Here is a 25,434-nt window from a genome sequence, read left to right on the forward strand (position 1 = left end):
ATCTAGAAAAAATATATTTATAAAGTGGGAATCAACTTAAAAGTAATAGACCGACCTAGTAACTAAGATGAACAATAGAAGAGGGTTAGTGGGAAAGCTAGTAGGCGTAATAATTCTAATTCTAGCAATAGGAGCTATACTATTTGTAGTACCTATACCCCATACGGTATCCTACAACATTTCCAAAGAAATACCTGCAGGTAAAGAATATGATTTTTCTCTAGACATACCGAAGGGTTCGACTGTTTACATTAATTTAAGTGTATCTGGAGGAGTGAATACCATATTCTTCAACATAGTATCCCCTAATGGTTCGGTTACAAGGATAGGTCTAGTTAACTCCATGTCTTATCAGTTTACATCTTATGGAGGCGATTATACTTTTCAGATAAATAACGGAATTTCACTCTTCACCAAGAACGTAACAGGCACAATGGTTATTCACGAGGACACTCCGCTTCTTAGCTACGACACTTTAGCGCAGAAAATTTAATCCCTAGCTTAATTCCATTTTTTAACTGTTTAAAAATTATACTTTCTTAAATGAGATATCTATTAGTAGGTCACGGGTTCATTTCGACGCATTTAGCTGAATATCTATCCAGTAGGCACGAGGTAAAGGTGACCTACAGAAACATGAACCCTGTAAAGGAGGAATATGCTCACTTACTGGAAGGAAAGGCTGAACTTATAAGAACTGAGGTAGGCAAAGAGGAATTCGCTAAACTAGTTGAATGGAGCGACGCAGTGATAAGTCTAGTAGGTGAGATTCAAGGCGATGAGGAGAAACTAAGGAAGGCCAACGTTGAAGTTCCAGTATCAATTGCTAAGTTGGTATCTAAGAGCAAGAAAGTTATGGTTCACCTTACTGGAATGCTGGGATATGTTGGTAATAACGTAAAGCCTGAAGTACCTCATTTGAACAACCTAAACCCAGAGACTCCATTCGAGAGAACTAAGGCTGAAGCTGAAAGGGAATTAATGAAAATAGCCAAGGAAAACGACTTTCCGCTAATCCTAATTAGACCTACCTTAGTGTACGGTAGATACGGAGCTCACGTGCAATTTATAACTATGTATAAAATGGCTAAAAGGGGGATAATTCCATCCTTGCCCTTCTCATTTAATTCAATAAGCGCAAATGACCTAGCAAAGGTAATAGAGAGTTCGGTGGATGGCAAAGAAACTACATACTTCTACGCCACCGAATGTGAACCAGTAAACGTTACAAGGTTCTTCGAGCTTATGAGGGAGGGACTTGGTAAAAATGGTGGATTAAGGCTTCCGATACCTGGATCTGTAGCTAAGGTGGTTCTTCCCAGTTACGTAAGGTCACTACTAAAGTATACTAAATCCACCTTCGATTGTTCCACTTGTAAAAACATAGTGAAAGATCTGAGATTTAGGGAAAACGAAATAGTAGAGAACGCTAAGTTTTTACACCATTTGGAAATCAAGAAGATATTGATACCAACATAAGTGTACACCTTTGAGGAAACACATACAAAATTAGCAGTAACGATAACAAGAAAGGTTTCGTTATCATATTGAAAATATTTATATGAACAAAACTTGGGATTGAATCAAGTATCCAAGTAATAGGAAAAGAGCTACATACTCCTGGCTTTTCCTAAAGGAAAGGTTTATAATTAGTCTTGAAATATACATATTACTTAAAGAATAAAGTTATATATTGAATTTAGAATACAATGAATCTAATGAGGACTTAAGCATCTTCCTGACGGTTTTAGGTTCTAAACGTTTTGAAATTGCATCTTGAGCTAAGGTAAGGCCTAAAATTGAAGCTTCCCTCCTTAACGGGTCCCTTATAGTTGATAACAGAGGTTTTAATAGCCATAACCTTCTCGGTGTAAAGCCCTCCAAGTATGCCCCGTAAGGAAAGAGGAAGTGTTCAGCTATCAGACCTAATCTTCCCCTAATGCTAGTAGGCGTAGACAAAGATTCGTTAGTGACACCAAATTGAGTTCTTTCTATCTCCTCTGTCCAGCCTCCATCTATCTCCCCGGTGAAGAATCCTTTCTTTATGGCATGAAGTGAAATTAGATCCTCTCCATGAAAGCCCCTAAGGGAATAGCCAGGTACCCTAAAGTCATTGTAAACTTTTCTCTTAAACGAACTGTTTTCATAAGTTAGAGTGATTGTTTTCATCACTTCACCTTTACGTGGAGAGGCGTTATCACTTCTATCATAAGGTAAACCGAAGACAGTTAGGTAACCTATATATTCCTTGAAATCGCTAGAGTAATCTGAATAGATTAATCTCCTTAATCCCTTGAATTTCACTCTCCTCCCAACATCTGAACTCTTCCTTTTTACCCTACCCCTGAACGCTCCACCGTTTGGATATCTTTCATGAAATAAAACGTGATCATTGACCCAATTTTCGTCCGGGATTTCATCGTCATCTGTCGTTAGCAATATATCCCCTGTTGCGTTCTGAAATATCAAGTTCATGGCGTCATCGATTCCTCCCTCAGTTTGTTCTATAATGCTCATGTTAAGCTCCCTTGAGAAAGGCTTTAGAACGTCAGGGGTATGGTCGTTAGGAGTCGGCTTATATACAATCAACAAATGAAAATCCTTGTAGGTTTTGCTTCGCCAAAGATTGTAAAGTGAACTTTATCGTCTTTCCGTCATTACAACAAGTAGGTATTGCGATCTCTACGTCCATCAATTAAAACAGGAATAGACACTTTTAAAATCCGATCCCTGCTCTAACCTTCATTCTCTTAAGTTCATTTCAACTCTTTTTCTTTCCTCTTTCTTTTAGTCCATAAGTGATATTATGCTTAGACTCCCTTTCTCGTGAATTTTTCTAATCTGTCTCTGACCCTCACTTCCACTTTGATGTACTACTTAATAGAGATATGACATTTTTACAATATATCCTTAATAGATTTTTATAATTTCGTAAATAATTAATAATATATAAAATGCTTAGCTCACGTCTCTCTTTGCACTATTCAAGATTTAATGTAATATCTCATCCTACGTCCTATCATCTCGGTTAAAGGTTTCCATTTATCGCTTTTAACGTTCTGAATTGCACCCTGAGTGGAGATAGTGAAACCCTTAGCCTTCATTTCCGAGAACGTCAAACAGTTAATGACTAGAAAGTCCACCTCCTTTCTTATGTAGATTCTTCCCTTCTTTACCTTTTCTACGAAAGGCTCCTTCACATTTATCTTGTCAATGTTTCCGAACCACCAAGTTTCCCCGAACTTCATTCTGAGTGGTCTCAAGTTAGATGGTTCGAAGCCAGGATCATTGTCCTCCCCTTCATAGGTTGACGATACTACTCCTACTCCCACGATTCCAGTTGGAGTGTTATAGTCTCCTAAATGCTCGGTTTTCATTGAATGAAAAATGAAGATATCCCCTTCCATTATTTTCTCCCATTCCTTTCTTAGCCTTTCCTTGTCTCTAAATCCCCACTCCATGCTAACTAAAGCCTTCAACCAGTCCTCTGGTGGTCCGGTAATTTTCCTGAAACCTTGAGTTTCCATCTTTTTAAGTAAATCCTCTCTATGCATGAAACACAGAAACGTGAAAAATATTTTATTAGTTTTTATCAAAAGACAAGAGGTTCCTTTATCCTAAAGAAGAAGGGTGAGTTTCCTGCGATTTCTACTTTCAACCCAAACTTCCTTATGATCTCTGCGTTAGTCCTAGCATGGCACGTGAGCCTTGCACCCTTGTACTCTCCTCCGAATATGGACGAGTAAACCATTAACATGTCGCTCAAATATGAGTCCACTGCGGCCTCGGTAAGAAAATCCATTAAAACGTTATTTGCAGCCTCTTTCCCCACGTCCTCAGCCCTCTTTCCTAAAGCCCCCAAAGAATCTGATCCAATTATTCCTCCTCCCTCAAGAAAAACCAATGTTGAAGTTCCATTGCCAATACCTATATCTTCTCTCGTCTCTTTGTGAACTTGAAAACGACTTGAAAGTACTTGGAACGCTGCATTTGCCTCCCTTTCTGCTATACTCAAAGGTAAGGAGGTTACGTGGGAAATCGCGAATGCATCGGTGACTTCTCCCATCTCTAAGAGCGAGAATTCCCTTCCTCCCCTAAATTCGGAGACGTGAACTTCGCCTCCTCCTTTTGGATAATATCCCCTTTTCTTTATTTCTGTTTTACCCTCTATCCCAACCCTTCTGAGGGCTCCTAAGAAGACATAACGAAAGTAATCCATTGTAGGAGATTTAGGTACGTCTGTGCCTCCCTTCAAGTAGATGGAAGACCTACGATTGAGAATCAATGGCAAAACGCTTTGCAATACCAACGTAATGCTACCTGCGCTACCAACGTCTACTTGAAGGTTAACATCTTCTATTTCGTGAGGAATGAATTCCAGTTCTGTGGAATTAAGGTAGTTTCCTCTGACTTGGGCATTAGAGATTTGAGATACAGCATTAACTGAAGATAAGTGACTTCTTTGTAATCCCGGGTTGGGCCTATTTCTCCTGATATTGTATAGTCTAAATGGCGTTCCTGTAAGGGCTGAAAGGGTCAACAAAGTCCTCAGAATCTGTCCCCCACCTTCACCGAAAGACCCATCTATCTCAATCAAAGAAATTCACATGTGATAGTGAGAATACCTAGGATATCAAGTTACCTTGGCGAAGAGGAGGACGTAGTTATACCTTTATCGATGGATGGTTATTACGTGTTAACTCTAAATTTCTTCGAGGATACCCCAGGAGGAAGAAAGGGAAGGTTCTTAGTGTTGAGGGATAGCTACGGATTAGTAGAGGAGACGGGAAAGCCATATGCATTGAGGGGAAAGAAGACCGTTGTAACCGCTTCAGGCGTAAAGGAAGCTTGGTCTTATCTCATAAGCAAGATCAGAATAGAGAGACCACTATCTACTGAGAGAGTCCCTTTACTCTACGATATAGAATTGTCTGAAGGTGACACCTCATCTAGGGGGGTTAGGGGATTTTTGAATTACGTTAGAATTTACGGTGTGCCAAACCTAAACGGAGTTTCCATCCAATTTAAAGTCGAAGAACTTGTCTAGAGATCCATCCACTTTTTTCAACTTGCCTAAGGTTGCACCTATCCTTCTTACCTGCCTTTTATCCTCTCTAAGTATATCTAAGAGCAATTTATAGCATGTGTTGTAGGCTTCGTCCTTGCTTATTGGATGTTTGAAAGTTCTGCTTCTGCTTACTATATCTATATCCTCCATGATGGCTACAACGTGGATTTCCATAGGCAAAGCTCCAGACGCCTTGGCGAAGGCTTCGTCTACTGCCCTGAAGAGATAGGGCTTGATCTCGTTGGGATCCCTAGTGTTTCTCTTGAGAGTTACGTACCTACCTTGATGTTTCCTTTGCCTGACCTTAACGGGCTCATCGTAAGTTCCATTTGCCAATGATATGAGATACTGTGCCTTGGCTTCGCCTAGAACTTTCCTCAACTTATACTCGTCTAAGTTTTTCATGTCACCTAACTTGTTTACCCCAAGTTCGTTTAGCTTTTCCCTAAGAACTGGACCAATCCCGGGGATTTCGCTTACCTCTATTTCGCTCCTTAGCTTTTCCTCCTTTTCGTCGTCAAGGACAACCAATCCGTCAGGTTTACCCATTTCACAAGCTACCTTAGCAAAGACCTTATTGCTGGCCACTCCTATGCTTACTTTTAACCCATGATCCTTGAATATCCTTTCCTTGACTTCCTTGGCAAGTTTGAAGGCTTCTTCCAACGTAATTTCGCCCAAGTCAACGTATGCCTCATCTATGCTAGCTACCTCAGTTGTTCCCAGAGTTGATAGATAACCCATGATTTTATCTGATATGCCCTTGTAAAGGTCCTTCCTCATGGGCAAAAGTATAACATCATTACTGAGCCTCTTAGCCATAGCTATTGGAATCCCAGCCTTTATTCCTAGCTTCCTGGCTTCGTAATTTGAAGTGGCAACTGCGCCACTATCTTCATTTCTGCCCGAGAAGACACATACTGCAACTGGCTTCCCTCTTAGGGAAGGGTTGATGACTTCTTCCACTTGAGCGTAGAAGTAATCTAAATCAACGAAGAGAATCCTTTTTCTCCTCATCTACACTTTACCTTAGGCGGTTTCTCATTTAAAAACGAAACTACCTCCTGGAAAGAAGGAGATGAAGTGCCACCTAGTCTAGTTACCTTAAGCCCAGAAGCTACTGAGGCGAACTGAAGGGTTTCCTCTAAACTCCACTCCTCAGCTAGACCAAAATTGAACGCGGCATCAAAAACGTCCCCAGCTCCAGTCGTATCTACTGGATCTACTTGGATGGCGTCAACTGAACATTCTTCCACTTCTGAGGTTACTGTAGCTCCTTTCTTTCCTTTCTTTACAACGAGGTATCTAGTTTTCACTTTTTCCATGTCAAGTTTCTCAGCCTCCGTGTTATTTACGAAGAGCACATCAACCTCTAGGGGATCCACGATTTCCCTGACTGTAGGTCCAGGATCGTAGGATGTAACCTTAGCGTAAGGGTCTCGCAAAACAAGTTGGGGTGGAAGTGAAGCGAAATGAACCACATCAAACAGACCGGCGAAGCGGTTCACCTCCTCCCTAGTTATTGGAGGAACTGAGTTCTTTTTTCTAACTATCGATATTGAGCCGTCATTCCTCAGGAAGATTAATGTCGGACTTTGAACGTATTGTTCTTCTTGAACGTATTCTAAACCGACTCCAAGCTCGGCTAGAGATGTCATTATACCCTTCATGGTTGGACCTATCCCAACCTTGCTCAAAAGTTTCACAGAATGGCCGAATCTAGAAATGGCAACTGAATAATTAGTAGCTGCCCCTCCAGGAACGATCTCCACGTCTTCCGCGTAAACTGGAGTATCTGGAGGGGGTATCTGATCCAATCCCTTCACTATCACATCTACGTTTAACTTCCCTACAGCTAAGTGAATGCTCCTATAGTCAGACAGCCGCCACATCTTCACGAGTAAGTCCCAAAGGTCGTCATCATCCGGGAATAAAAGCGTTAGATGTAATAGTACTTTGCAAACATGATTTAAAGGTATAGTTATGTGTTTTTCTCTTTCTTCTCACCAACTTTACCATGAGACAGACCGCCTAGACTATGGGAAAAGTTAAGATATCCCTTCACATATATGTAAAAAAGTTTTGCATAATTAAACTAAAAAGTATATCGTTATAAAAAGAAGAGCTAAAAAATGGATAATTTCACTTATATATCTCATTTACTTTATAATCTTATTATATTTCTAATTTCCTTCTAACTCAAGCGGATACTTCCTCTAAAGCAATTTTAGAGGCTTTAGGACCCAGCAGAGCCAAAACTCCAGCTATTACACCAGTGATACCTATGAAGGTAAAGCCGAAAGAGAAGCCATATGTAGATACCAGAACTGGAAGAAAGAGGGCTCCTAATGCACCTCCTATGTGCCCTATTCCGTCGGTTAGCGCAAAACCTGATGTCCTGGCTCTGGTAGGATAGTTCTCAGCAGTATAAGTGTAAGCCACTTGAAGGTACATTCCTAATGCCAACGAGGCTAGGAACGAACCTACGTAGATGAGTGAAGGTATTCTGGTTGAGAAGGTCAGCATTCCAATTAACCAAACCACCGTGTCCATGAATATCACATACTTCCTTTCGAACCGGTCCGCTGTTAAAGCCATAAGAATCGCGCCTACGGGATATCCTATTGCACCTACTGCAAGATATCCTATAGAGCTAGAAATTGAAATCCCGCTGGCCGACAGCAACGTTGTAGCGTCACCCAGAAAGCCGTAATTACCTATGTACCAGAAGAACCACATTGTGACAAGAAGGGCTAATCTATACACATAAGGTTTCTTGAATACGTAGGACGTAGGAAAACGCTTTTCGTTAACATCAACGTTAACTATATTGGGACTGTTTAACTTTCCCATCTTATCTCTAACTGTATTTTCCATTCTTGTTATGATCTCTTCGGCCTTCTCCAAGTTGCCCGCCCTAGATATTAACCACCTTGGAGATTCAGGAAGCTCAAATCTGAGAGCTAATGCCACTACAGCTATTATACCGCCTATTGCAAACAAGTATCTCCAACCATCATAATAAACAGGAACTAAACTAAGGGCTATGAAAGGAGTAATAGCTTGTCCCAGAATTCCTAATATGAAGGAATACACTGTTATCTTTCCGCGTATGTTAGGAGGCGATAGTTCACTTAGATAAGTTGAAACTAGGTTGAGATCCGCTCCTAGACCTAGCCCAGTTATGAACCTGAAAATTGCAAGCTCTGGCACGTTGAATGACGCAGCGTCACCGAAGGAACCTAACGCAGTTAGACCCATGGTCAGTATCATTGCCCTGAATCTACCGTAATAGTCAGATATGGTACCAACTACATAGGAACCTATTGCATATCCTATGAGCCCTACTGAAAGCGCAATGAAAAGTGATAATGAACTACCTAAATGGAATTGTTGATCTATTGCAGGCATTGCAAAGCCTATATCAGATATGTCATAGAATGTGAAGAAATAGCCCACCCCTATAATCAGAATAAAGGAAGTAGGTAAGGGCCAAGAAGAAAGCCTGTTGAGCCTTGCAATTAGCTCCTTAGCTTTTTCCTCCTTGTTTCCACTTTTCTTATCCATGAAGAAGAGATTTATCTTCCAGATTATGAATTTTTCTATGTTTAATTAAAAGTGATTAGATAGTTTTATTTCTAAGCTTTAGTAGCTTTATATTCTATATATAAAAATAGCATCATATATTTACAACTTACTAGATTATTCATCTACTTAATAAAAATATTATAGAAACTAAAAAAGAGGTTTTATTATTATTCTATTTGAAATAGAATACAAAAGACTTAATTTAAACAGTAGAAATAAATAGAAATTAAAAATAAGTAAAAGCTTACTTTGTTTCTGTCTCTATTTCCTTCTCTAACTGGTCCTCCTTTGGCCTCCATCCCATGGCTGTTGCCAAGGCTGTCCCTACTAAGGTTATAGCTAGATTTATTCCCAAGGCTATTAAGGCCGCGTATATCAGACCGAATGGAGTAGCAAAGAGGCTAGTAGATAAGGACTTGAAGTGGTTTGCATACAATACCAACATGAGTCCTGATATTATTCCTCCAGCCCATCCTGCTATAGTTGAATTCTTTTCTAATTTATTTGTAAATAAGCCTAGAAACACAGATGGTAAAGTTTGAGTAATGAAGATTCCGCCCAGCAATTGTAACTGAATAGCGTATGTAGCGGGGACTGTAAAGACGAAGCCTAAAGCCAGGAACTTGAACAAAGTAGATATCCATTTAGCTACTCTAGCCTCGCTGGATGGTGATAATTGTTTGAATTCACCTATAACGTTTCTAGTGAATAAATTAGCAACAGCTATTGCCATTACTGAAGCCGGAACTAAGCCGCCGATAAATATTCCTAGTAGGGCAATACCCACAAACCAGTCAGGCATTGTATACGATATAAGTGCGGGAACTGTCAAGGCACCATCCTTGCTAGTATATATTAGAGATATTGCCCCGGGTACTGCATAAATTAAAAGACCGAATAGCGTAATTAGTGCAAGACCTATTCCATAAATTGGCAATAATGCAGTTCCTATCTTAAGCTTCTTAGGATCCTCTGCGCTCATAGAACCGTTTATAGCGTGAGGATACAAGTAAAGTGCAAACGCGCTACCTATGGCTAGAGAGAAGTAAGCTGCAATTAAGTCCTTACTTGGTATCAGGTAATTATAAGGAATGGGTTTATCTGCATGAGCAGCTGAAAGGGCGTGATTTATCATGGACGAAGTTATCGGACCCGAAGCTGTATCATGTATAGCTGAAGAGAAACCGCCTAAAGTAACAGCTATGTAAACTACTGGAATTATTACTGATATCCATATAAGTACGTCTTTGAACACTCCTGTTAGTACGGCTCCTCTTAGTCCGCTGGCAAAGGTAAATGCAGCAAGGACTATAAAGGATATCAAAAGGGATAACTCTACTATAATATCACTTGGAGACTTACCAGTCAGCCCTATAAACAACATTTCCAGTACTGCCTCCATTCCCACTATTTGTAGCGCTATGTAGGGAAGCTCAGCCACTGTGCCGGTTAAAGCAACGAGGATTGACAAGGTTCTGCTTCCAAACCTTTCCTTTACGAAGTCTGAGGCGGTTATGAAGCCTCTCTTCTTAGCATATTGATGTAGCTTTGGCATTGTAAGTAGAGCGACTGCAAAACCCCATGCTACGTAAGGTACTGCAAAGAAATACAACGCTCCAGTCGTTAAATAAGCCGAAGGTACTGCTATGAAAGTGTAAGCTGTAAATAAGTCTGCACCCATTAAGAACCATACGAAGAAGAAACCTAGCCTTCTTCCTGCTAGAGCCCATTCTCCCAGCTTATTAAGATCTCCCTTCCTCCACTTAGCACCATAAAAACCGAGGAAAGTGAAGACCGCGAAAAGAGCTATGAAAACTCCTAGTGTTACATCATCTATGTGTGGGGATGTCATCTCTTATCACCTAATGAGGGTATTAGGAATAACACTGACGAAACTATCAGCATCACTATCTGGTACGTATAAAAGAAAGGCAGGCCGCCTATACTAGGAGCTACCTTGTTGTAAACCGGAAGTAGAGCGTATAAAATAATGTCGATTATGAACATGAACAACATTATCAAGTAATACTTTGAACCGTTGGACGAAACCATTTTTATCGCCTTATCAATTGCAACCTAAAAATCTCTAGCCTAGTATTTAAGCAATTTGTTTTATGAAGAAACTATAAAAAAGTATAAATTTCTTTCTTAGAAATTTATATATCAGTAAATGATCTAAAATAATAGTAAGTAGATTTATATAAACTATGAAAACTATTTACGTAAACGTCTATAGCTACTTGTGTAGTATTGAAGAAATTTACTTTAAAAAGGATTATTATAAAAATGTTTAAAGCGAGTCCTGACGTGAATATGTATACTGTTTAAGGAAATATCTTACGTTTTTTCCACTCAGCTGGTAAAGTTTTTTAGTAGAGTTTAAGCATCTTTAAATGATATAACATGGATAACGTTCTCGCTGAAAAGGAAGGAAAGGAATTGGAGGAATTTGCTGACTATAACGAAAGAGTATACAAGGCAATGTATAAGGAGAGCGTAGAGAACCCTGGAAAGTTCTGGGGGAAAGTAGCTGAAGAGCTCATAACTTGGAAGGAACCTTGGAAGGAAGTTTTCGTACAGAAGGATCCAATGACTGAGTGGTTTACGGGGGCTAAGGTTAACGCGTCCTATAACGCAGTTGATAGACACCTCAATTCACATAGGAAATTTAAGGCTGCTATAGCTTGGGAGAGCGAAAAAGGAGAAAGAAAGGTAGTAACGTACCAAGACCTCTACTACGAAGTAAATAAGTGGGCTAATGCGCTAAAACAGCTGGGAGTCCAGAAGGGAGACCGCGTCACAATTTACATGCCGTTGACGCCTGAAGGAGTAATAGCCATGTTGGCTTGTGCAAGAATAGGCGCAATTCACAGCGTTATATTTGCAGGCTTCGGTCCCCAAGCAATAGCTGATAGGATACAAGACGCTGGATCTAAGGTAGTTATTACTGCAGACGGATATTACAGAAGAGGAAAACTAGTTGAACTTAAGAAGGCAGTTGACGAAGCGTTGAATATACTAGGAGACAAGAGCACCGTGAAACATGTCCTTGTCTTTAGAAGAGCTAACAACGAGATCTCCGTTAAGGAAGGAAGGGATGTCTTCTTTGACGAGGTTGGCAAGTTTAAGCCAATAGAGCCAGAATGGGTGGAGTCTAACCATCCACTTTTCATCCTTTACACTTCAGGAACCACAGGTAAGCCAAAGGGAATAACCCATTCCACAGGAGGTTACATTACGGGAACCGGAGCAATGTTGCTTTGGAGCTACGGATTAGATAAGGAAAACGACGTGCTGTTCAACACTTCAGATATAGGCTGGATTGTAGGACACTCGTACATTACTTACGCTCCCCTGGTAATGGGAAGAACGGTCGTTATATATGAGAGTGCACCTGATTATCCTTATCCAGACAAATGGGCTGAACTAATTGAACACTATCGTGCTACAACGTTCGGCACATCCGCAACCTTCCTTAGATACCTAATGAAGTATGGTGAGGAAAACATCAAAATGCACGATCTTTCCTCGCTAAGGATTATAGTTACTAACGGTGAAGTTCTAAATTATGCTCCTTGGAAGTTCGGCTTAGAGAGTGTAGGCGGAGGAAAGGTTTACATGTCACATCAATGGTGGCAGACTGAAACTGGAGCACCTAACTTAGGTTATCTACCAGGTTTGTTCTTCCTTAAGATGAAGTCAGGTCCTTCATCTGGCTTTCCTTTACCCGGAAATAAAATAGAGGTTGTTGATGAGCAAGGAAATCCAGCTAAGCCGAGGGAAAGGGGTTATCTTGTAATGAAGCCTCCGTTCCCTCCAAACATGATGATAGCCATGTGGAACGACCCAGGTAATGAAAGGATTAAGAAGACTTACTTTAGCAAGTTTAACGGAGTTTACTATCCAGGAGATTATGCGATGATGGACGAAGGAGGTTACGTATGGGTACTGGGAAGAGCAGACGAGACTCTGAAGATAGCTGCTCATAGGATAGGGGCGGGAGAAGTAGAGTCCGCAATAACGTCCTACCCAGCAGTAGCGGAAGCTGCAGTAGTTGGAGTTCCAGATCCTCAGAAAGGTGAGTCTGCCCATGCCTTCGTTGTGTTAAAACAGGGATATGCACCGTCGGAAAAACTAGCGAAGGAAATACAGAACCATGTAAAGACAGTCATGGGGGCTATCGTGATACCAGAAGTTCACTTCGTCAATACGTTACCTAAGACTAGGTCAGGAAAGGTAATGAGGAGGGTAATAAAGGCAGTAGTTATGGGGTCAAATATGGGAGACATTTCTACAATGGAAGATGAGGCCTCAATGGAGGAGATAAAGAAAGCTTCAGAGGAATTAAAGAAACAGCTTGCTAATCAGCCAAGCTGAAAATTTTAGGATAAGCGTCCAACATATTTTAGGCGAATTTCTTTTCCGTGTTTTTTGTAAGCGTGAAATATCTTTCCTCTATTTCTTTCTTTTTTACATTTTATTCTAGTATTGAACTTTTTAGTTATCTATATTGAATATAAGGAATTATGTGTAACACTTTATCAGCATTCTAGGACAAATCTAAACATACCTATTAAAATATAAGTTAATTTCCGTCAATGAAAAATGTAACATGCAGAGAAATGGCATGAGTCTGTTCATTCAGTGCAGTCTGAATGCCTTCAATCCCATTCGATAATCGTCTTAATACTACCCTTTGCTTTGTCTAGAACTGCACTCTGAGTTTCCTCGGGTTTAACTACCTTAGTTATCATGCTTCTCAAAACGTCACCGTATCTAGCTTTCCAAAGAGAAAGGTATGAAAGTCCTTCCTCGAAGTTCAACTTACTTGCATTAACGCTACCTATGACTACTATGTTGTACTCAACGAACTTTGTTATCATATCTGATGTTATCTCGCTCTTCTCTCCTCCTACTGTTCCAAAAAGTATCAAAGCTCCATTACGCTTAAGTTTCTTTATGAGAGGTATGAAGGCAGAAGGATAACCTGAAGTATCCACTATAACGTCGCTCTCTGGAACTTCATCTAAACCATTGGAGGTATTCACGAATTTATAACCCACAGTTCTGGAAATCTTTTCCTCTATTTCGTTGGGATCCCTCCTGTTAAGCATGGTAACGTTAAATCTGTTAGCCTCAAACGTCATAGCGAAGAACTGCGCTATTGGACCAGAGCCTATTATAGTGGCGTTTCTACAGCCATAGGACGAATCTTCGCAATGCCATATACTTCTCTTTTGAATGAATATGAGTTCGTCAAACGCCTTCATGACATTTGATAAGGGTTCAGCTAAGACAGCAAGTTCTCCTAAGTCTCTAGGAACTTTCACCAAGTACTTAGCATCGTCCACGAATTCCTCCCTCATGAAACCATGCATTCCCCTAATTCCAGCTTCTACAAATTCCCCAGTTTCGCAGAAGTCTTGCCTTCCTATTTTACAATTAAGACATTTCCCACAACCTCTCCTCACAACTGGAACAACTAAGTCGCCTTCCTTTAGCGAAGTTACCTTATCTCCAACTTCTTCAACTCTACCTAGACCCTCATGACCTAGAACTAGAAAGTTATATCCAGCAGGAGGCCTAGCAAAATCCAACTTGCCGTTTACAATTCCCCGATCAGTCCCACAAATGCCTACCCTTAAGGTCTTTATCTTTACTTCTTCCCCCTTTATCTGATCTTCCTTTATTTCTACGTCGCTGAATGTGGCTCCTTTCTCCCCTGGCTTCACTATGACAGCTTTCATATTCAAAATTGGATACCAGAGTTTATATTTTATTGCTTGAAACTAAACAGCTCTACGTCTAAAATATCTAATGTCACAAAAATAAACAAGAAATAATAAAAATATTCCTAAGATCATGTAGCAAAAAGAGATTTTTTAAAAAAATAACATAAATATAATTAAAAGACAAAATACCCGACAAAGAGAAGTAATAATAAACCAAGAAGAAGATTAGTTCACCTCCCTACATTCTCCTCCCTTATATATCTTCCAATCTGATGAAAAGAAAAATTGGCATTGAAATTTCTTGCCTGACATTGCTAGTGGGATCCATATTCTATCATCTTCCCACATTTTATCTAATGGAATTTCCTTCGTCCAAAATGGTTTTCCTTCAGGTGAATCGCACATAGTCCCCTCAAAGGAATCCACTTGAAATACGCTCATTACGCTTATCTCTCCGTTGTCAAGATTATACGTTATTTCCCCGATTCTCCTCAAGGATCGTGCTTCCAAGCAAGTTTCTTCCCTCAATTCTCTTGATGCACACTGGCATGGCTCCTCGTTTGGCTCTACCTTACCGCCAGGAAAGTTGTAGAATCCCTCCCCTAAACCTTTCCTCTTGAGAAACATAAGTACCTCATCGTCCTTTCTCACTATGGAGATGCAAGTTCTCCTATAATCGTTCATAATATTTTTTAGGCATAAAAACGAATAAAAGGTTACATATGAATGTGGGAAAAACTCTTATAAGGACTTTGATGATTCCAGATCCATCTACGCTGAACCCTAACGATCCTCTAGCGGAAGCTATACGTAAAGTTAACGAGTTCGGTGTGGGAAGAGTAATAGTTGGCAAGGAAAAGGTTGTAGGATTAGTTACAACAAGGGATCTCTTAGAGCTCATAGTGCAAGAATGCCCTGAAGGTTGTCCTGAAAACATAATGAAGGATGTACTTTACGCACCAGTTAAGAACCATATGGTATGCTCGCCTTCCGTAGCTTATGAAAACGACTTAGCTTTGGACATCATTAACGTAATGGTATCGCATGATTACGGATCAATGCCAGTTGTGGATAAAGCATATGCACCAAAAGGAATAGTCACAGAAAGGGAATTCCTACTGCTTTATCAGGACTTGCCCAAGACGCACAAGGTGAAATCGTTTGCCACTTCAAGGGTAGCAACTATAGACAGTGGAATAAGGCTGGAGGAAGCTGTCTCCCTCATGATAAGGAGAGGTTTCAGGAGGTTGCCCGTAGTGGACAGTGAAGGAAAAGTGATTGGAATAATTACTGCGACTGATGCTATAAAGGCTTTTGCTAAGTTTATAGAGAAAAAAAACCCTTCCTTCTTCTTCGGTAAGAAGGTATCAGAGGTAATGAAGTATCCAGTGCTCTCAATAAGTCCCGAAACTTACGTTAACGATGCAGCTAAAGAACTTTTGGATAAAAAGAAGGGCTCATTCATGATCTTAGACGAAAACGGAAAAGTAAGCGGAATCATAACGGAGAGGGACCTTTTGATTGCATTACACCACATGTTACACATGCAGGCAATGAAAACTGGAGAATGAGAACTTTTCTAACTCCTACTTTTAACCCAGTTAATATAAATTAAGTTATGGAAAAGCAGACTAAAATACCACCAAATCAGCACGTAGTTAAAAACTTCATAATATACGCTGAGTTCGGCATACCCCATGTGGATATTCAGCAGTATAGGATGAAAGTAACTGGGTTAGTTGAGCAACCTTTAGAATTTACATATGATCAACTCATGAATGAATTACCTCATGAAAAGATAAGAACTGATTTCCACTGTGTAACGGGATGGAGCGTTCTAGACGTGGAATGGGAAGGTATACCGTTCAGCTTAATTATAGAGAAGGCTAAAGTCAAGGAAAATGCCAAGTGGATTAATTTCTACAGCATGGATGGTTACACTACGATAATTCCGCTTGACGACGTAAGGAACGATCCCCAGTCCATGATAGCAGTTAAGATAAACGGAAAACCAATACCTGAAAAGAACGGATTCCCTGCAAGGCCAATAATACCTCACCTTTACGGGTGGAAGAGTGCAAAGTGGCTCACGGAGATTGAGTTTATAGACAAATACATTGATGGATATTGGGAGGAAAGAGGATATCACGAAAGAGGAGACGTATGGGAGGAGGAAAGATTCAAGGGGATGTCAGGAAAGCATAGTAGGAAAAGACCAGTTCTTTGAGTTTCGTAATTGGATTCAACGTTGAAAAGAGGTCTTACATTCTCTATTTAAAAATACTCATGTGAGGCAGATTTTTATCCACACATATGCTTGTTTAATTATTGAAAGTAAGCTTCCCCAAGCTAAAATTTGATGATAAAATTCTTTTTAGAATAATAGGAATAGTTGTTAGGGCAATACTTATAGTGGGTATAATTACCCAAATAGGAATAACAATTTTCCTCACTGTAAGCTCGCTGATAATTAGCGGACCAGTAGCTCTAGTCACTACTGCAATTGAAAATGCTCTCCTGATCATAGTGCTTCTTGAAATTTATTTGGCTGTTGAGGATTACTTATCTGGTAAGGGAAGAACGGCAAGCTACGTTATAGATGCTTCAATATCCTTTATAGTAAGGGAAATAATAATAGACGTATTTAACGGCGTGGACTCAAATACGACCTTGCTAGTCCTAGCTGGAATCGTAGCTATACTTTCTTTCTCTAGATTCCTGACCAGCAGAGCTGAGAAAGGTATCTAAAAGAGAATTTAATTAAAAACTTCTATTAATAAAATATAACTTCTGTTTTTTATTTTATTTTCGTTTTATGAAGTGTTAAGAATCATTTCATAAGTCTAAAGTCCTCTGCCTTTTCATCTATCTTCCCTAGTATAACGAAACCTTTACCTTTCTCAACGTCCACTTCCCATACGTGCTTGTCGTGGTCGGTCTGTCTCATTTTTTCTATTAAGATAAATTTCCTCAGTCTGCCGTTTTTCACTACCCTCCTAAACCTGATTATTCCATCTGCAACGTGTTCTACACCAAAGCCGAAAGCTTGAGATGTGGTGACGGCGTATTGAGACGTAACGTAAGTGGTAAATTTCCATTTATCTAAAGATCTCTTTAGATAATAGCTAATTTTTCTAGCCATGGCGGGCTTATCCAAGAAAAGAGTGCTGACGCTATCAATAACCAACCTTCCTTTCCCGTAACCCAATACCTTCTTAGCATCGATTATCTTCTGAACTACCTCTTCCGGTGTGACGTTAACCAGAGACCATTGATCCTCCTTCTCCTTCATCAACGCGTCAATGATGATCAGCTTTTTCTCCAGTAGAGAAGAAAAATCCCATCCGAATTGACCTGCTTGTCTTATTATAGAGTCCCTGCTTTCCTCCGTGGTTACATAAACGCACGGCTCTCCCTTCTTTAATCCTTCAGCGATGAAGTGCAAAGAAAATATTGTCTTCCCAGTACCTGGCTCTCCCGTTAGAGCCACCATGAAGCCTTGTGGTATTCCTCCCTCCAAGAGTCTGTCGAAACCAGGGACACCGGTTGATAACCTTTCTATATTACCAATCGTCATAATATTTAACTATGTAATACAAGGGTAATAAGCTGAGTTATGACGAACAGCGGATCTCCTGAGGTGAATGATGAATGTATTGGGTGAAGAAAAATCGACTTGCAGGATCTTGCATACCTTATATGGAGGGTGAAATTCAGGAATGGGTAATGAGCGGAGTCAGGAGGGTAATAGTTTTGCCGCAAGACTGGGAAATTGAGGATGCTTGGGGGGACGTTAATTATTACTTCTCGATGCTTAGGAAATATAAGCTGGAGTTCATCCATGTGCCCGTTGAAGACAATATGCCACCTACAATGGAACAGTTCGTAGAGATCCTGAAATGGATTAAGAGCAACAACTCCCCTTTGCTTGTACATTGTGTGTGGGGAATAGGAAGAACTGGCACTGTCCTTAGCTCAATCCTAACCTTGGAGGGACTATCATGGGAGGAATCCATAGCAAACGTAAGGAAAGTTAGAGAGGGTGCGGTTCAGAGTTATCAACAGATGTTATTTGTAAAGGAGGTTGAGGAGAAGAGAGAATGGTTGAAGAGCATACTCTACTCTTCTTAAGGTATTTACAGAGTGTTTTCTCTTCAATGATAAAGGAGGAACACCTGAAAATAGAAAACGTTAAGGAAGTATGTGCTGTTGACGTGGCTTACAACGGCAAAACCGGATTCGCGGTGGCATCCAGAGGATCATTCCAAGAGGTAGTCCAGCATAAGGTATTTTCAGGAGCTGTGGACTTCCCTTATATTTCAGGATATCTATTCATGAGAGAAGCGCCAATCATGTTGAAGGCATTGGAGGGATTTCAATGTGACCTCCTCTTGGTTGACGGGCATGGGACAGCACATCCAAGGAGAAGTGGGATTGCGGTAGTTCTAGGAGTTTTACTAAATCTACCTACTATAGGAATAGCTAAGTCAAGGTTAACTGGGGAGATCCTACAAGACGGAGGGGTAAATTACGTTGTAGTTAACGGAAAAAAAGAGGGAGTTAAGTCGGGGAAATATTACTACAGCATTGGAAACAAAGTAGATCTAGAGGACTGCGTTTATGTATCCAAAATGGGATATCCAGGGATACTTAAGGAAACTGATAGGTTAACTAAGAAATACAAAAAGGGAGAGAACGAAAGCTCAAAGGAATGAGGTTTCCCTTTATTTCCTCTCCGCCCTGAAAAAGTGAGGCTTGCATCACCAAATCTCCAAACCTTTGTAAAGAACGTTTACGGGAAAAAGAAAGGAGATCTTTTACCAAAGTACGAGTTATATATTTTTATCTATTAAAATAGAGAAAAGAAATTTTAACTCTTGTGAAAAGAAACTTCCTAGAAAGCCACCACGTTTTTTATATATTCCTTTTACATGAATAAAAATTATGGAAATTAGGGTTCCAGAGATTCATGAAAGCGACGAGGTCTATTTACCTCCTTCCTCAACCGCGTTGTTAGTTGTTGACATGCAAAACGACTTCGTGGACAAAAAGGGAAAGCTTTACGTACCTAGCGCAGAATCTACCATTAAGCCAATTCAGGAACTTATAAAGAAATTCAGGGATGCAGGTTCACTGGTTATATATACTCAAGATTGGCACATGAAGGACGATCCTGAGTTCAAGATATGGGGAGAGCATGCCTTGGCTGGGACATGGGGTGCTGAAATATATCCAAATCTGACCCCAGAGAAAGATGATTTCTTAATCAAGAAGTACAGATACGACGCCTTCTTCGGCACATCCCTTGACTACGTGCTGAGAGTTAAGAACGTGAAAAACTTGGTAGTCGTAGGAACTGTTGCTAACATATGTGTACTTCACACTGCAGGAAGTGCAGCACTGAGATGGTATAATGTAATAGTACCGAAGGAAGGAATATCAGCATTAGATCAGTTCGACTATTACTCAACTTTACGACAAGTGGAATTCCTTTACAAAGGTATAATAACTACATATAAAGGGGTAAATCTACAACATTAATACGAAAGCAATGGAAGATTACTATGCGATAGTACATAACGACTTTGATGGGACAGCTTCAGCTGCAGTCTACGCTAGGGCCGTCGGTTATTTACCTAAAAACACTTTTTTTACGGAGCCGACGCGACTGCATAATTTCTTGAATAAGCTAGAGCTTAGGGGAGTAAAGAAAATAGTCCTCGCAGATCTTGGAGCTAACGGATCCACAATAGACCAAGTAACGGAAAGATTGAGTTGGATAGTATCTCAGGGCGTTGAGGTGGAGTGGTTCGATCATCATGTGTGGAAACAGGAATGGAAGGATAAAGTAACGCAGGCTGGAGTTCATTTATATCATGATACTTCAACCTGCGGAGCTGGGGTAGTCCATAAAGTAAAGAATCCGCAGGATGAGTTCTCCTCAAAATTAGCTTCAGCTGACTGTTCAGTTGATATATGGCTTCACAACGATCCCATGGGCGAAAAATTAAGGAGAGTAGTTGAGAATTCCCCTGACTACTCGTGGAAACTCCATTTAGTTGAGACTTTCTTCAAGGGAGAGCTCTGGAACGATGAATTCCAGAAAATCTTGGAAGACAAGATTGACGAGGAACTTAAAGGCTACAAGAAGCTCGAGAAGTACTTTAAAGTTATAGATATAGACGGGAAAAAGGTAGCGATAGCCATTAGGTGGAGAGGCCCTCCCGATATAAGTTATGCCTCTCAATATATTATGTCAAGGACTGGGGCAGTGGTCTTCGTTTCAGCCAACGGAAAGTCAATCTCGTTCAGGAGTTCCACGTATGAAATTAGAAGGTTCGCTCTGGAGTTCGGTGGAGGAGGCCATCCGTTGGCTGCAGGCGCAGCACTTAGGGTTCCAGCTTTACACAGATTCTTCAGGAGGATAGGAATAAGGAAATTCATGATGAATTGGGTAACTACAAGAGTTGAACAAGCGGTGAAAAAGGCTGGATTCCAGGAATACAAAGAGAATAGAGCAATGTCGCAGTGAAGAATAAAAACGCTTTTTATCCCTTAATTTAAAGAAACCTTTAAATCGTAAAGTAGCTAGCAAGTTGTAGTGAATACGAAATGAAACTGTATCAGAAGTTCCCTGAAACTCAAGTTCTCACAACCCAAGGTGTAATTGACTTTTACAAGGATATATTCGGCAAAGGAAAGTGGCTATTCCTATTCGCCCACCCGGCTGACTTCACTCCAGTCTGCACCACGGAATTCGTTGAGTTCTCCAAGGCATATAACGACTTCGCCAACTTGGGCGTTCAGCTAGTAGGTCTTAGCGTAGATAGTGTATATTCACACATAGAGTGGCTGAAGGACATACAAGAGAAGTACGGAATCAAGGTTCCATTCCCTGTAATTGCTGACCCGGACAAGAAATTCGCTAGGTTGCTAGATATAGTCGATGAAGCATCGGGACAGACAATAAGGGGAGTTTTCCTCGTCAGTCCAGACGGCGTAATAAGGTTTATAGCCTACTATCCTCTGGAAGCTGGAAGGAAGATATCTGAGCTGTTGAGAATAACAAAGGCAATGATAGTTAACTACAAGGCTAAGGTTGTGCTACCTGCAAACTGGGAGCCAGGTCAGGACGTAATAGTCCCACCGCCAAACGTTTTCGATGAAGCTACAATGAGAATGAAGATGCCAAAGGCAAAGTCATGGTACTTGTTATTCAAGGATTATAACGAGCTTCCTCAGGATCAGAAAGTGTAAAGCCATCATATTAACAGAGATATATGCATTTTTTTCTTTATTTCTTTTACTACCTTTCCTTTTATATTTCAACATGAATATTATTTTCATGTGACATTATATTATTACCTTTTCCCTTCTCATTTCCTATCATTTCTAATCGTGATGATATTTCCCGTAATTGATTCCCCTGTTATAAGAACGATCTCAAGGTATTAACCTTCAATACCTTTTCTTTGTGCCGCAGATAGAGTCAGATCGAAATTAAAAGTCATGGTAGAGGAAAGACTAATTCAGATGCCTATTGTTACTACGTTCCCGTTTGCTGGAAAAGCTACATTATAAATTTTTGTCCTACCGTTGGAGTAAAACGTCCTCTTGGAGTAGTGTGCATGTCCATGTATTGCAATATCTGGAGGACATTTTACCTTTTCAACAATAGGATAGCCTAAAAACGGGTAAACTGATTCTCGCTCTCCGAAAACAGTCTCCATAGAGGAAGCGTAATGCGTTACAAGTATCTTTACGTCAGCTTCTTGACAGAGTAGCTCCTCAATTCTTTCCAACTTCTTCTTATAGTAAGCTGAATCAATTCCCATCAACTGTTGAAACCTTGTAGGTCGTTGCAACACTCCATCACTTCCCACTATGAGAACGCGCCTAGAGTCAAAATCCATCAAAATTGACGAATCGTCTAACCACGTTATTCCAGGATATTCCTTCTTGTAACTCTCTCTATACTGCTGAAAGTCTTCATTTCCGAAGACTGCTACACACTTTTTCTCTTTTACTTGATTAAAAATAGGATATAGATGCTTGTAGCCACCTCTGTCTGCCAAGTCTCCAGCCAATACTAACAAGTCGAAATCTCTTACTTTATTTAGAGAATTTAGAAACTTGCCAGTCCATTTCGGAGAATGTATATCTGAAGATGCTATTAGCTTCAACAATACCAACTATTCTTTTTAGGGTTTTTAACTTTCCTTACTAACTCAATGGACTGGAAACTACCCCTCCCTTACGGACAAGGCTTACTACTTCCTAGCCTTACAGAGGCAGAGGGCGTAACTCCGCAGGCACTGTCGTTCCAATCCCGACCACTAATGTGATCCTACTGTGTCCCATATGGGACTATTGGATGGGGCAGAGACGTAACACGTAGACTCTCGCTTTAACCAAGGCGTCTCGTTGATGCTTATCAAGTCAGTGACTATCATAAATAGAATATTTGAGGGAAAAAGAAGTACATAAATGAGTGGCTGTCCATCCACCACCTTACGGTGAGGGTCTTCCGCTCCATTGACCCAGTTAAGATAAGTCAATAATATTTAACCCGATTCAAAGAGTAACCCATGAACGAGACTGAAATTAGAAGAGAATTAAACGTAATTTCAGAAAGAGTGAATGAATGCTTAAAGGAAGAGAACGACTGCAGCGAAATTAAGGATAGATTGAACGAACTTCTTCAGGAGGCTTCCCAACAGAACATGAAGGGAGTTGTAGAGAGAATTCAAGAAATTTTAGAAAGACTTGAGGAAAACCAGGAAAGTTAAGAAAGAAAAGGACATCTAAAATAAATGGAAATATTAAGAATAAGGCTAAATGAGCTAAAAACATATTTAATTTAATCTAGATACTCTAACCCTTAGCTGATACGTAGGTGAATGAGAATTTTCTTTATAAGGCTTATTACTCTAGAGGAGCTACATTTGCACGAGAAGTGCAAATCCTTTTGAACCTAACCACTGAAGCAGAATAAACGATCTAGATGGACAAAGATACTGTTCTTCAACTGATTAAGGATACTTACCACGAAGAAGGGAAGCCAGTGTCCTTCTCGAGACTGAAGAAGAGACTAGGAGTTAAGGATGGCTCGGAGTTGCTAAAGGCAATTGCTGAACTCAAGATGGAAAACAAGGTCATAGAGAAGTCTTCAGGGTCTGGAAAGTCATTTTCTCCAGCTGAGAGCTTTGAAGCAACCAATGACAACGACGTTTTAAAGACCTTGATGGAGGAAGTTAGAACTCTTAAGAACGAAGTGAAAGCGTTAAAAGAGTCTTGGAAGGCTCGGGTAGACACTACTGCTTTCGATGATGCGTATAGTAGAATAAGCGATTCATTAGGTTATGCATCGCTTGAGAGGATTAGGGTAGAACTTGGAATGGGTAAAGAAGAGTTCTATAGCAAGTTCAGAAAACATGTAGAGGAAAACTACGAGATGATTGCTGGCGGAGACGACGGCTACGTTAGGAAGGGAGTTCTATTCGGAATAATAAAGAGGAGAAAGGGTGATAAAAGATGACCTTATGTAAAATACCAAAAGTAACCGTTACAACGTGGAGTGTAAAGAACGTAGTCCTAGCAGGACCCACCTACAGAAAGTACTACGAGAGAGGACTATCCCTCATGAAGGAGGGGCAAGTAGCCTCGATCGTAGGACAGCCCGGAATGGGGAAAACCACGATTCTAAAGAAGTTAGAAGAAAGCTCAAAGGAATGGATAAAACCGATCTTCCTTGACATGGCAAATAAGGATGATTTGTCATCGGAGTTTTGGACCAAGATTAACGAGACCGAAATAAGGAAAGACTCGCTAATCAGATTGGAGGGAAGAAAGAAGGAATTGGGTTACACCTTCTGGAAGAAGCTCTTCGGAGTCAAGTTCTGGGATCATGTGGAAAGAATGTGCGGTAAAGTTGACGACGTTGATATGAGACTATTCTGCATGCAGTATCCTAAGAACTACGATGGAATGATTTCTTTAATTAAGGACTTAAAGGAAATCAACAAGGTAGGATTATTAATAGACGAGGTAAGGGAAACTCACTTGCCAGTCATTCACCGTGTGATAAACGCGGGTTTGGGAGTTCCTGTCATAATGGCAATTCCAACGGATTCGTTCAGTAGGATAAGCGACTTAGCTTTACGTAGAAGGATAGAGGAAAGTAGGATCTCCCTAGATGACGGGGTGACTGAGGAAGACGTAAAGGAGATAGTTGAGACCTACTGCGGTGAGTTAGGAGACTTATTGTTGCCCATGATCAACTTACTTTGGAAAGGTAAGGAGCTTCCCTCTATAAGTTCCATATTACAGTTCCTAAGGTCTGAATCGGAAAAAGCTGAAAGGGAATGCGGTGAATCAATAGAATGCATGAAGAATTACGTGGAGAAATCAATGGCTTTGAAGAATCCTGAGGAGGAAACTAGGGAGATGGAAAAGAGAGTAAGGGAGGCACTTTCCCTCTTATCTCAAGAATTTTCCATAAAGTACATTCACCCCAGAGGAAAGCGGGTAGTTGACTCTAACGGTAAGTCGGTATTGGCTTCATTATTCTTCCTAACCGAAGACGGTGCTTACATAGGGACGGTAAAACTTTCTAAGGATGGGGAGCTACCTGACAAAGCTGACGTAGAAAGTATCCTCACTGTAAATACTGTGGAACATGATAAAAAAGATTACAAGGTACTAGGGAAACTAGTAATCACTAACGCGAACGTTAACGGTACTAACTTCGTAACAATGAGCACAATAGAGGTACTAAGGATCGTAGACGGTGACGTAGACATACTTGCAGAGAAACTGAAGGAACGCCTGAGGGAGAGCAACTTGATTGGAAAGACTTCCGCAAACGAGGCATCAAATGAAACTTGAAATAAATGTTAATACATTCTATTTATAAAAAAGCAAAGATATCTATATACACCTACAAAAAGAAGAGGGAAAGAGAGGAAAGAAAATAGAAGATATATATTTAGAATTCCTTACACGTTTAGACTAACTTATATCTGACTTCCTCCCCGCCCTAAAGGG

28 protein-coding genes are annotated in these 25,434 nt (G+C 40.4%); 15 read left to right on the forward strand and 13 right to left on the reverse strand.

Features of this window, described 5'->3' with window-relative positions; translation table 11 throughout:
* Positions 1–67 precede the first annotated feature (67 nt).
* Together RQ359_RS07105 and RQ359_RS07110 are read left to right on the forward strand one after the other, a co-directional pair.
* The gene (locus RQ359_RS07105) at positions 68–493 is read left to right on the forward strand and encodes a p24 family protein (RefSeq protein WP_054838784.1); all 426 of its coding nucleotides are present in this window, start codon (positions 68–70) and stop codon (positions 491–493) included.
* A 50-nt stretch (positions 494–543) separates the two neighbouring features.
* The gene (locus RQ359_RS07110; RefSeq protein WP_156017153.1) at positions 544–1,479 is read left to right on the forward strand and encodes an NAD-dependent epimerase/dehydratase family protein; all 936 of its coding nucleotides are present in this window, start codon (positions 544–546) and stop codon (positions 1,477–1,479) included.
* Between the two features lie 207 nt (positions 1,480–1,686).
* Here the strand turns inward: RQ359_RS07110 and RQ359_RS07115 are convergent, their stop codons facing one another.
* From RQ359_RS07115 to rtcA, 3 genes are all read right to left on the reverse strand, one after another.
* Positions 1,687–2,592, reverse strand: coding sequence for a glycosyltransferase family A protein (locus RQ359_RS07115; protein ID WP_240900148.1), 906 nt, complete (start codon positions 2,590–2,592; stop codon positions 1,687–1,689).
* Between the two features lie 392 nt (positions 2,593–2,984).
* A complete protein-coding gene (locus tag RQ359_RS07120) occupies positions 2,985–3,554 on the reverse strand; it encodes a hypothetical protein (protein WP_156017150.1) in 570 nt (189 codons plus the stop codon).
* 38 nt (positions 3,555–3,592) lie between these two features.
* Positions 3,593–4,597, reverse strand: coding sequence for an RNA 3'-terminal phosphate cyclase (gene rtcA / locus RQ359_RS07125; RefSeq protein ID WP_156017147.1), 1,005 nt, complete (start codon positions 4,595–4,597; stop codon positions 3,593–3,595).
* A gap of 12 nt (positions 4,598–4,609) precedes the next feature.
* On the opposite strand from rtcA, the gene RQ359_RS07130 reads away from it, so the two are divergent.
* Positions 4,610–5,047, forward strand: a complete 438-nt coding sequence (locus RQ359_RS07130) for a hypothetical protein (protein WP_156017144.1) — start codon at positions 4,610–4,612, stop codon at positions 5,045–5,047.
* Here RQ359_RS07130 and RQ359_RS07135 read toward each other — a convergent pair.
* The 5 genes from RQ359_RS07135 to RQ359_RS07155 form a co-directional block, all read right to left on the reverse strand.
* Positions 5,003–6,085 carry a Y-family DNA polymerase gene (locus RQ359_RS07135; protein WP_156017142.1) on the reverse strand — a complete coding sequence of 361 codons (1,083 nt, stop codon included), beginning with the start codon at positions 6,083–6,085 and terminating at the stop codon, positions 5,003–5,005. The genes RQ359_RS07130 and RQ359_RS07135 overlap by 45 nt on opposite strands.
* Positions 6,082–6,960, reverse strand: a complete 879-nt coding sequence (locus RQ359_RS07140; protein WP_156017981.1) for a carbohydrate kinase family protein — start codon at positions 6,958–6,960, stop codon at positions 6,082–6,084. Before RQ359_RS07140 ends, RQ359_RS07135 begins: the two co-directional genes overlap by 4 nt.
* Before the next feature lie 307 nt (positions 6,961–7,267).
* Positions 7,268–8,635, reverse strand: a complete 1,368-nt coding sequence (locus RQ359_RS07145) for an MFS transporter (protein WP_156017134.1) — start codon at positions 8,633–8,635, stop codon at positions 7,268–7,270.
* A 265-nt stretch (positions 8,636–8,900) separates the two neighbouring features.
* The gene (locus RQ359_RS07150; protein WP_054838791.1) at positions 8,901–10,508 is read right to left on the reverse strand and encodes a sodium:solute symporter family protein; all 1,608 of its coding nucleotides are present in this window, start codon (positions 10,506–10,508) and stop codon (positions 8,901–8,903) included.
* Positions 10,505–10,708, reverse strand: coding sequence for a DUF3311 domain-containing protein (locus RQ359_RS07155; RefSeq protein ID WP_054838792.1), 204 nt, complete (start codon positions 10,706–10,708; stop codon positions 10,505–10,507). Before RQ359_RS07155 ends, RQ359_RS07150 begins: the two co-directional genes overlap by 4 nt.
* A 351-nt stretch (positions 10,709–11,059) precedes the next feature.
* On the opposite strand from RQ359_RS07155, the gene acs reads away from it, so the two are divergent.
* A complete protein-coding gene (gene acs, locus RQ359_RS07160; RefSeq protein WP_156017131.1) occupies positions 11,060–13,033 on the forward strand; it encodes an acetate--CoA ligase in 1,974 nt (657 codons plus the stop codon).
* 284 nt (positions 13,034–13,317) lie between these two features.
* Here the strand turns inward: acs and RQ359_RS07165 are convergent, their stop codons facing one another.
* Positions 13,318–14,403, reverse strand: a complete 1,086-nt coding sequence (locus RQ359_RS07165; protein ID WP_156017128.1) for a glucose 1-dehydrogenase — start codon at positions 14,401–14,403, stop codon at positions 13,318–13,320.
* A 210-nt stretch (positions 14,404–14,613) separates the two neighbouring features.
* On the reverse strand, positions 14,614–15,072 hold the full coding sequence (locus RQ359_RS07170; protein ID WP_054838793.1) for an 8-oxo-dGTP diphosphatase: 459 nt from the start codon (positions 15,070–15,072) through the stop codon (positions 14,614–14,616).
* Positions 15,073–15,116: 44 nt separating this feature from the next.
* Here RQ359_RS07170 and RQ359_RS07175 point away from each other — a divergent pair, with 44 nt between their 5' ends.
* From RQ359_RS07175 to RQ359_RS07185, 3 genes are all read left to right on the forward strand, one after another.
* A complete protein-coding gene (locus tag RQ359_RS07175) occupies positions 15,117–15,959 on the forward strand; it encodes a CBS domain-containing protein (protein WP_162308994.1) in 843 nt (280 codons plus the stop codon).
* Between the two features lie 47 nt (positions 15,960–16,006).
* Entirely contained in the window at positions 16,007–16,615 is a 609-nt protein-coding gene (locus RQ359_RS07180) for a sulfite oxidase-like oxidoreductase (protein WP_156017120.1), read from the forward strand.
* 101 nt (positions 16,616–16,716) lie between these two features.
* Positions 16,717–17,136: a phosphate-starvation-inducible PsiE family protein gene (locus RQ359_RS07185; RefSeq protein ID WP_083476992.1), complete on the forward strand. Its 420-nt coding sequence runs from the start codon at positions 16,717–16,719 to the stop codon at positions 17,134–17,136.
* Between the two features lie 82 nt (positions 17,137–17,218).
* On the opposite strand, the gene RQ359_RS07190 is transcribed toward RQ359_RS07185, so the two are convergent.
* Entirely contained in the window at positions 17,219–17,965 is a 747-nt protein-coding gene (locus tag RQ359_RS07190; RefSeq protein WP_156017118.1) for a KaiC domain-containing protein, read from the reverse strand.
* 74 nt (positions 17,966–18,039) lie between these two features.
* On the opposite strand from RQ359_RS07190, the gene RQ359_RS07195 reads away from it, so the two are divergent.
* The 5 genes from RQ359_RS07195 to RQ359_RS07215 all read left to right on the forward strand — a co-directional run bounded on the left by RQ359_RS07195 (position 18,040) and on the right by RQ359_RS07215 (position 21,645).
* A complete protein-coding gene (locus RQ359_RS07195) occupies positions 18,040–18,519 on the forward strand; it encodes a protein-tyrosine phosphatase family protein (protein ID WP_054838796.1) in 480 nt (159 codons plus the stop codon).
* On the forward strand, positions 18,489–19,103 hold the full coding sequence (locus RQ359_RS07200; RefSeq protein ID WP_156017115.1) for an endonuclease V: 615 nt from the start codon (positions 18,489–18,491) through the stop codon (positions 19,101–19,103). The genes RQ359_RS07195 and RQ359_RS07200 overlap by 31 nt, the downstream gene beginning before the upstream one ends.
* Positions 19,104–19,332: 229 nt before the next feature.
* On the forward strand, positions 19,333–19,929 hold the full coding sequence (locus RQ359_RS07205; RefSeq protein ID WP_156017112.1) for a cysteine hydrolase family protein: 597 nt from the start codon (positions 19,333–19,335) through the stop codon (positions 19,927–19,929).
* 10 nt (positions 19,930–19,939) lie between these two features.
* On the forward strand, positions 19,940–20,920 hold the full coding sequence (locus RQ359_RS07210) for a DHH family phosphoesterase (protein WP_156017109.1): 981 nt from the start codon (positions 19,940–19,942) through the stop codon (positions 20,918–20,920).
* An 80-nt stretch (positions 20,921–21,000) separates the two neighbouring features.
* On the forward strand, positions 21,001–21,645 hold the full coding sequence (locus RQ359_RS07215) for a peroxiredoxin (RefSeq protein WP_156017106.1): 645 nt from the start codon (positions 21,001–21,003) through the stop codon (positions 21,643–21,645).
* A 272-nt stretch (positions 21,646–21,917) separates the two neighbouring features.
* Here the strand turns inward: RQ359_RS07215 and RQ359_RS07220 are convergent, their stop codons facing one another.
* Together RQ359_RS07220 and RQ359_RS07225 are read right to left on the reverse strand one after the other, a co-directional pair.
* On the reverse strand, positions 21,918–22,571 hold the full coding sequence (locus RQ359_RS07220; RefSeq protein WP_156017980.1) for a metallophosphoesterase family protein: 654 nt from the start codon (positions 22,569–22,571) through the stop codon (positions 21,918–21,920).
* 153 nt (positions 22,572–22,724) lie between these two features.
* Positions 22,725–22,946, reverse strand: a complete 222-nt coding sequence (locus RQ359_RS07225; protein WP_156017104.1) for a hypothetical protein — start codon at positions 22,944–22,946, stop codon at positions 22,725–22,727.
* Between the two features lie 30 nt (positions 22,947–22,976).
* On the opposite strand from RQ359_RS07225, the gene RQ359_RS07230 reads away from it, so the two are divergent.
* The 3 genes from RQ359_RS07230 to RQ359_RS07240 all read left to right on the forward strand — a co-directional run bounded on the left by RQ359_RS07230 (position 22,977) and on the right by RQ359_RS07240 (position 25,275).
* A complete protein-coding gene (locus RQ359_RS07230) occupies positions 22,977–23,177 on the forward strand; it encodes a hypothetical protein (protein ID WP_054838797.1) in 201 nt (66 codons plus the stop codon).
* 215 nt (positions 23,178–23,392) lie between these two features.
* Positions 23,393–23,926, forward strand: coding sequence for a hypothetical protein (locus tag RQ359_RS07235; protein WP_156017101.1), 534 nt, complete (start codon positions 23,393–23,395; stop codon positions 23,924–23,926).
* Entirely contained in the window at positions 23,923–25,275 is a 1,353-nt protein-coding gene (locus RQ359_RS07240) for a hypothetical protein (RefSeq protein ID WP_054838800.1), read from the forward strand. The genes RQ359_RS07235 and RQ359_RS07240 overlap by 4 nt, the downstream gene beginning before the upstream one ends.
* Positions 25,276–25,434 lie beyond the last annotated feature (159 nt).

This window comes from Sulfuracidifex metallicus DSM 6482 = JCM 9184 (genome assembly GCA_032834875.1).
In the GTDB taxonomy this organism is placed as follows: domain Archaea; phylum Thermoproteota; class Thermoprotei_A; order Sulfolobales; family Sulfolobaceae; genus Sulfuracidifex; species Sulfuracidifex metallicus.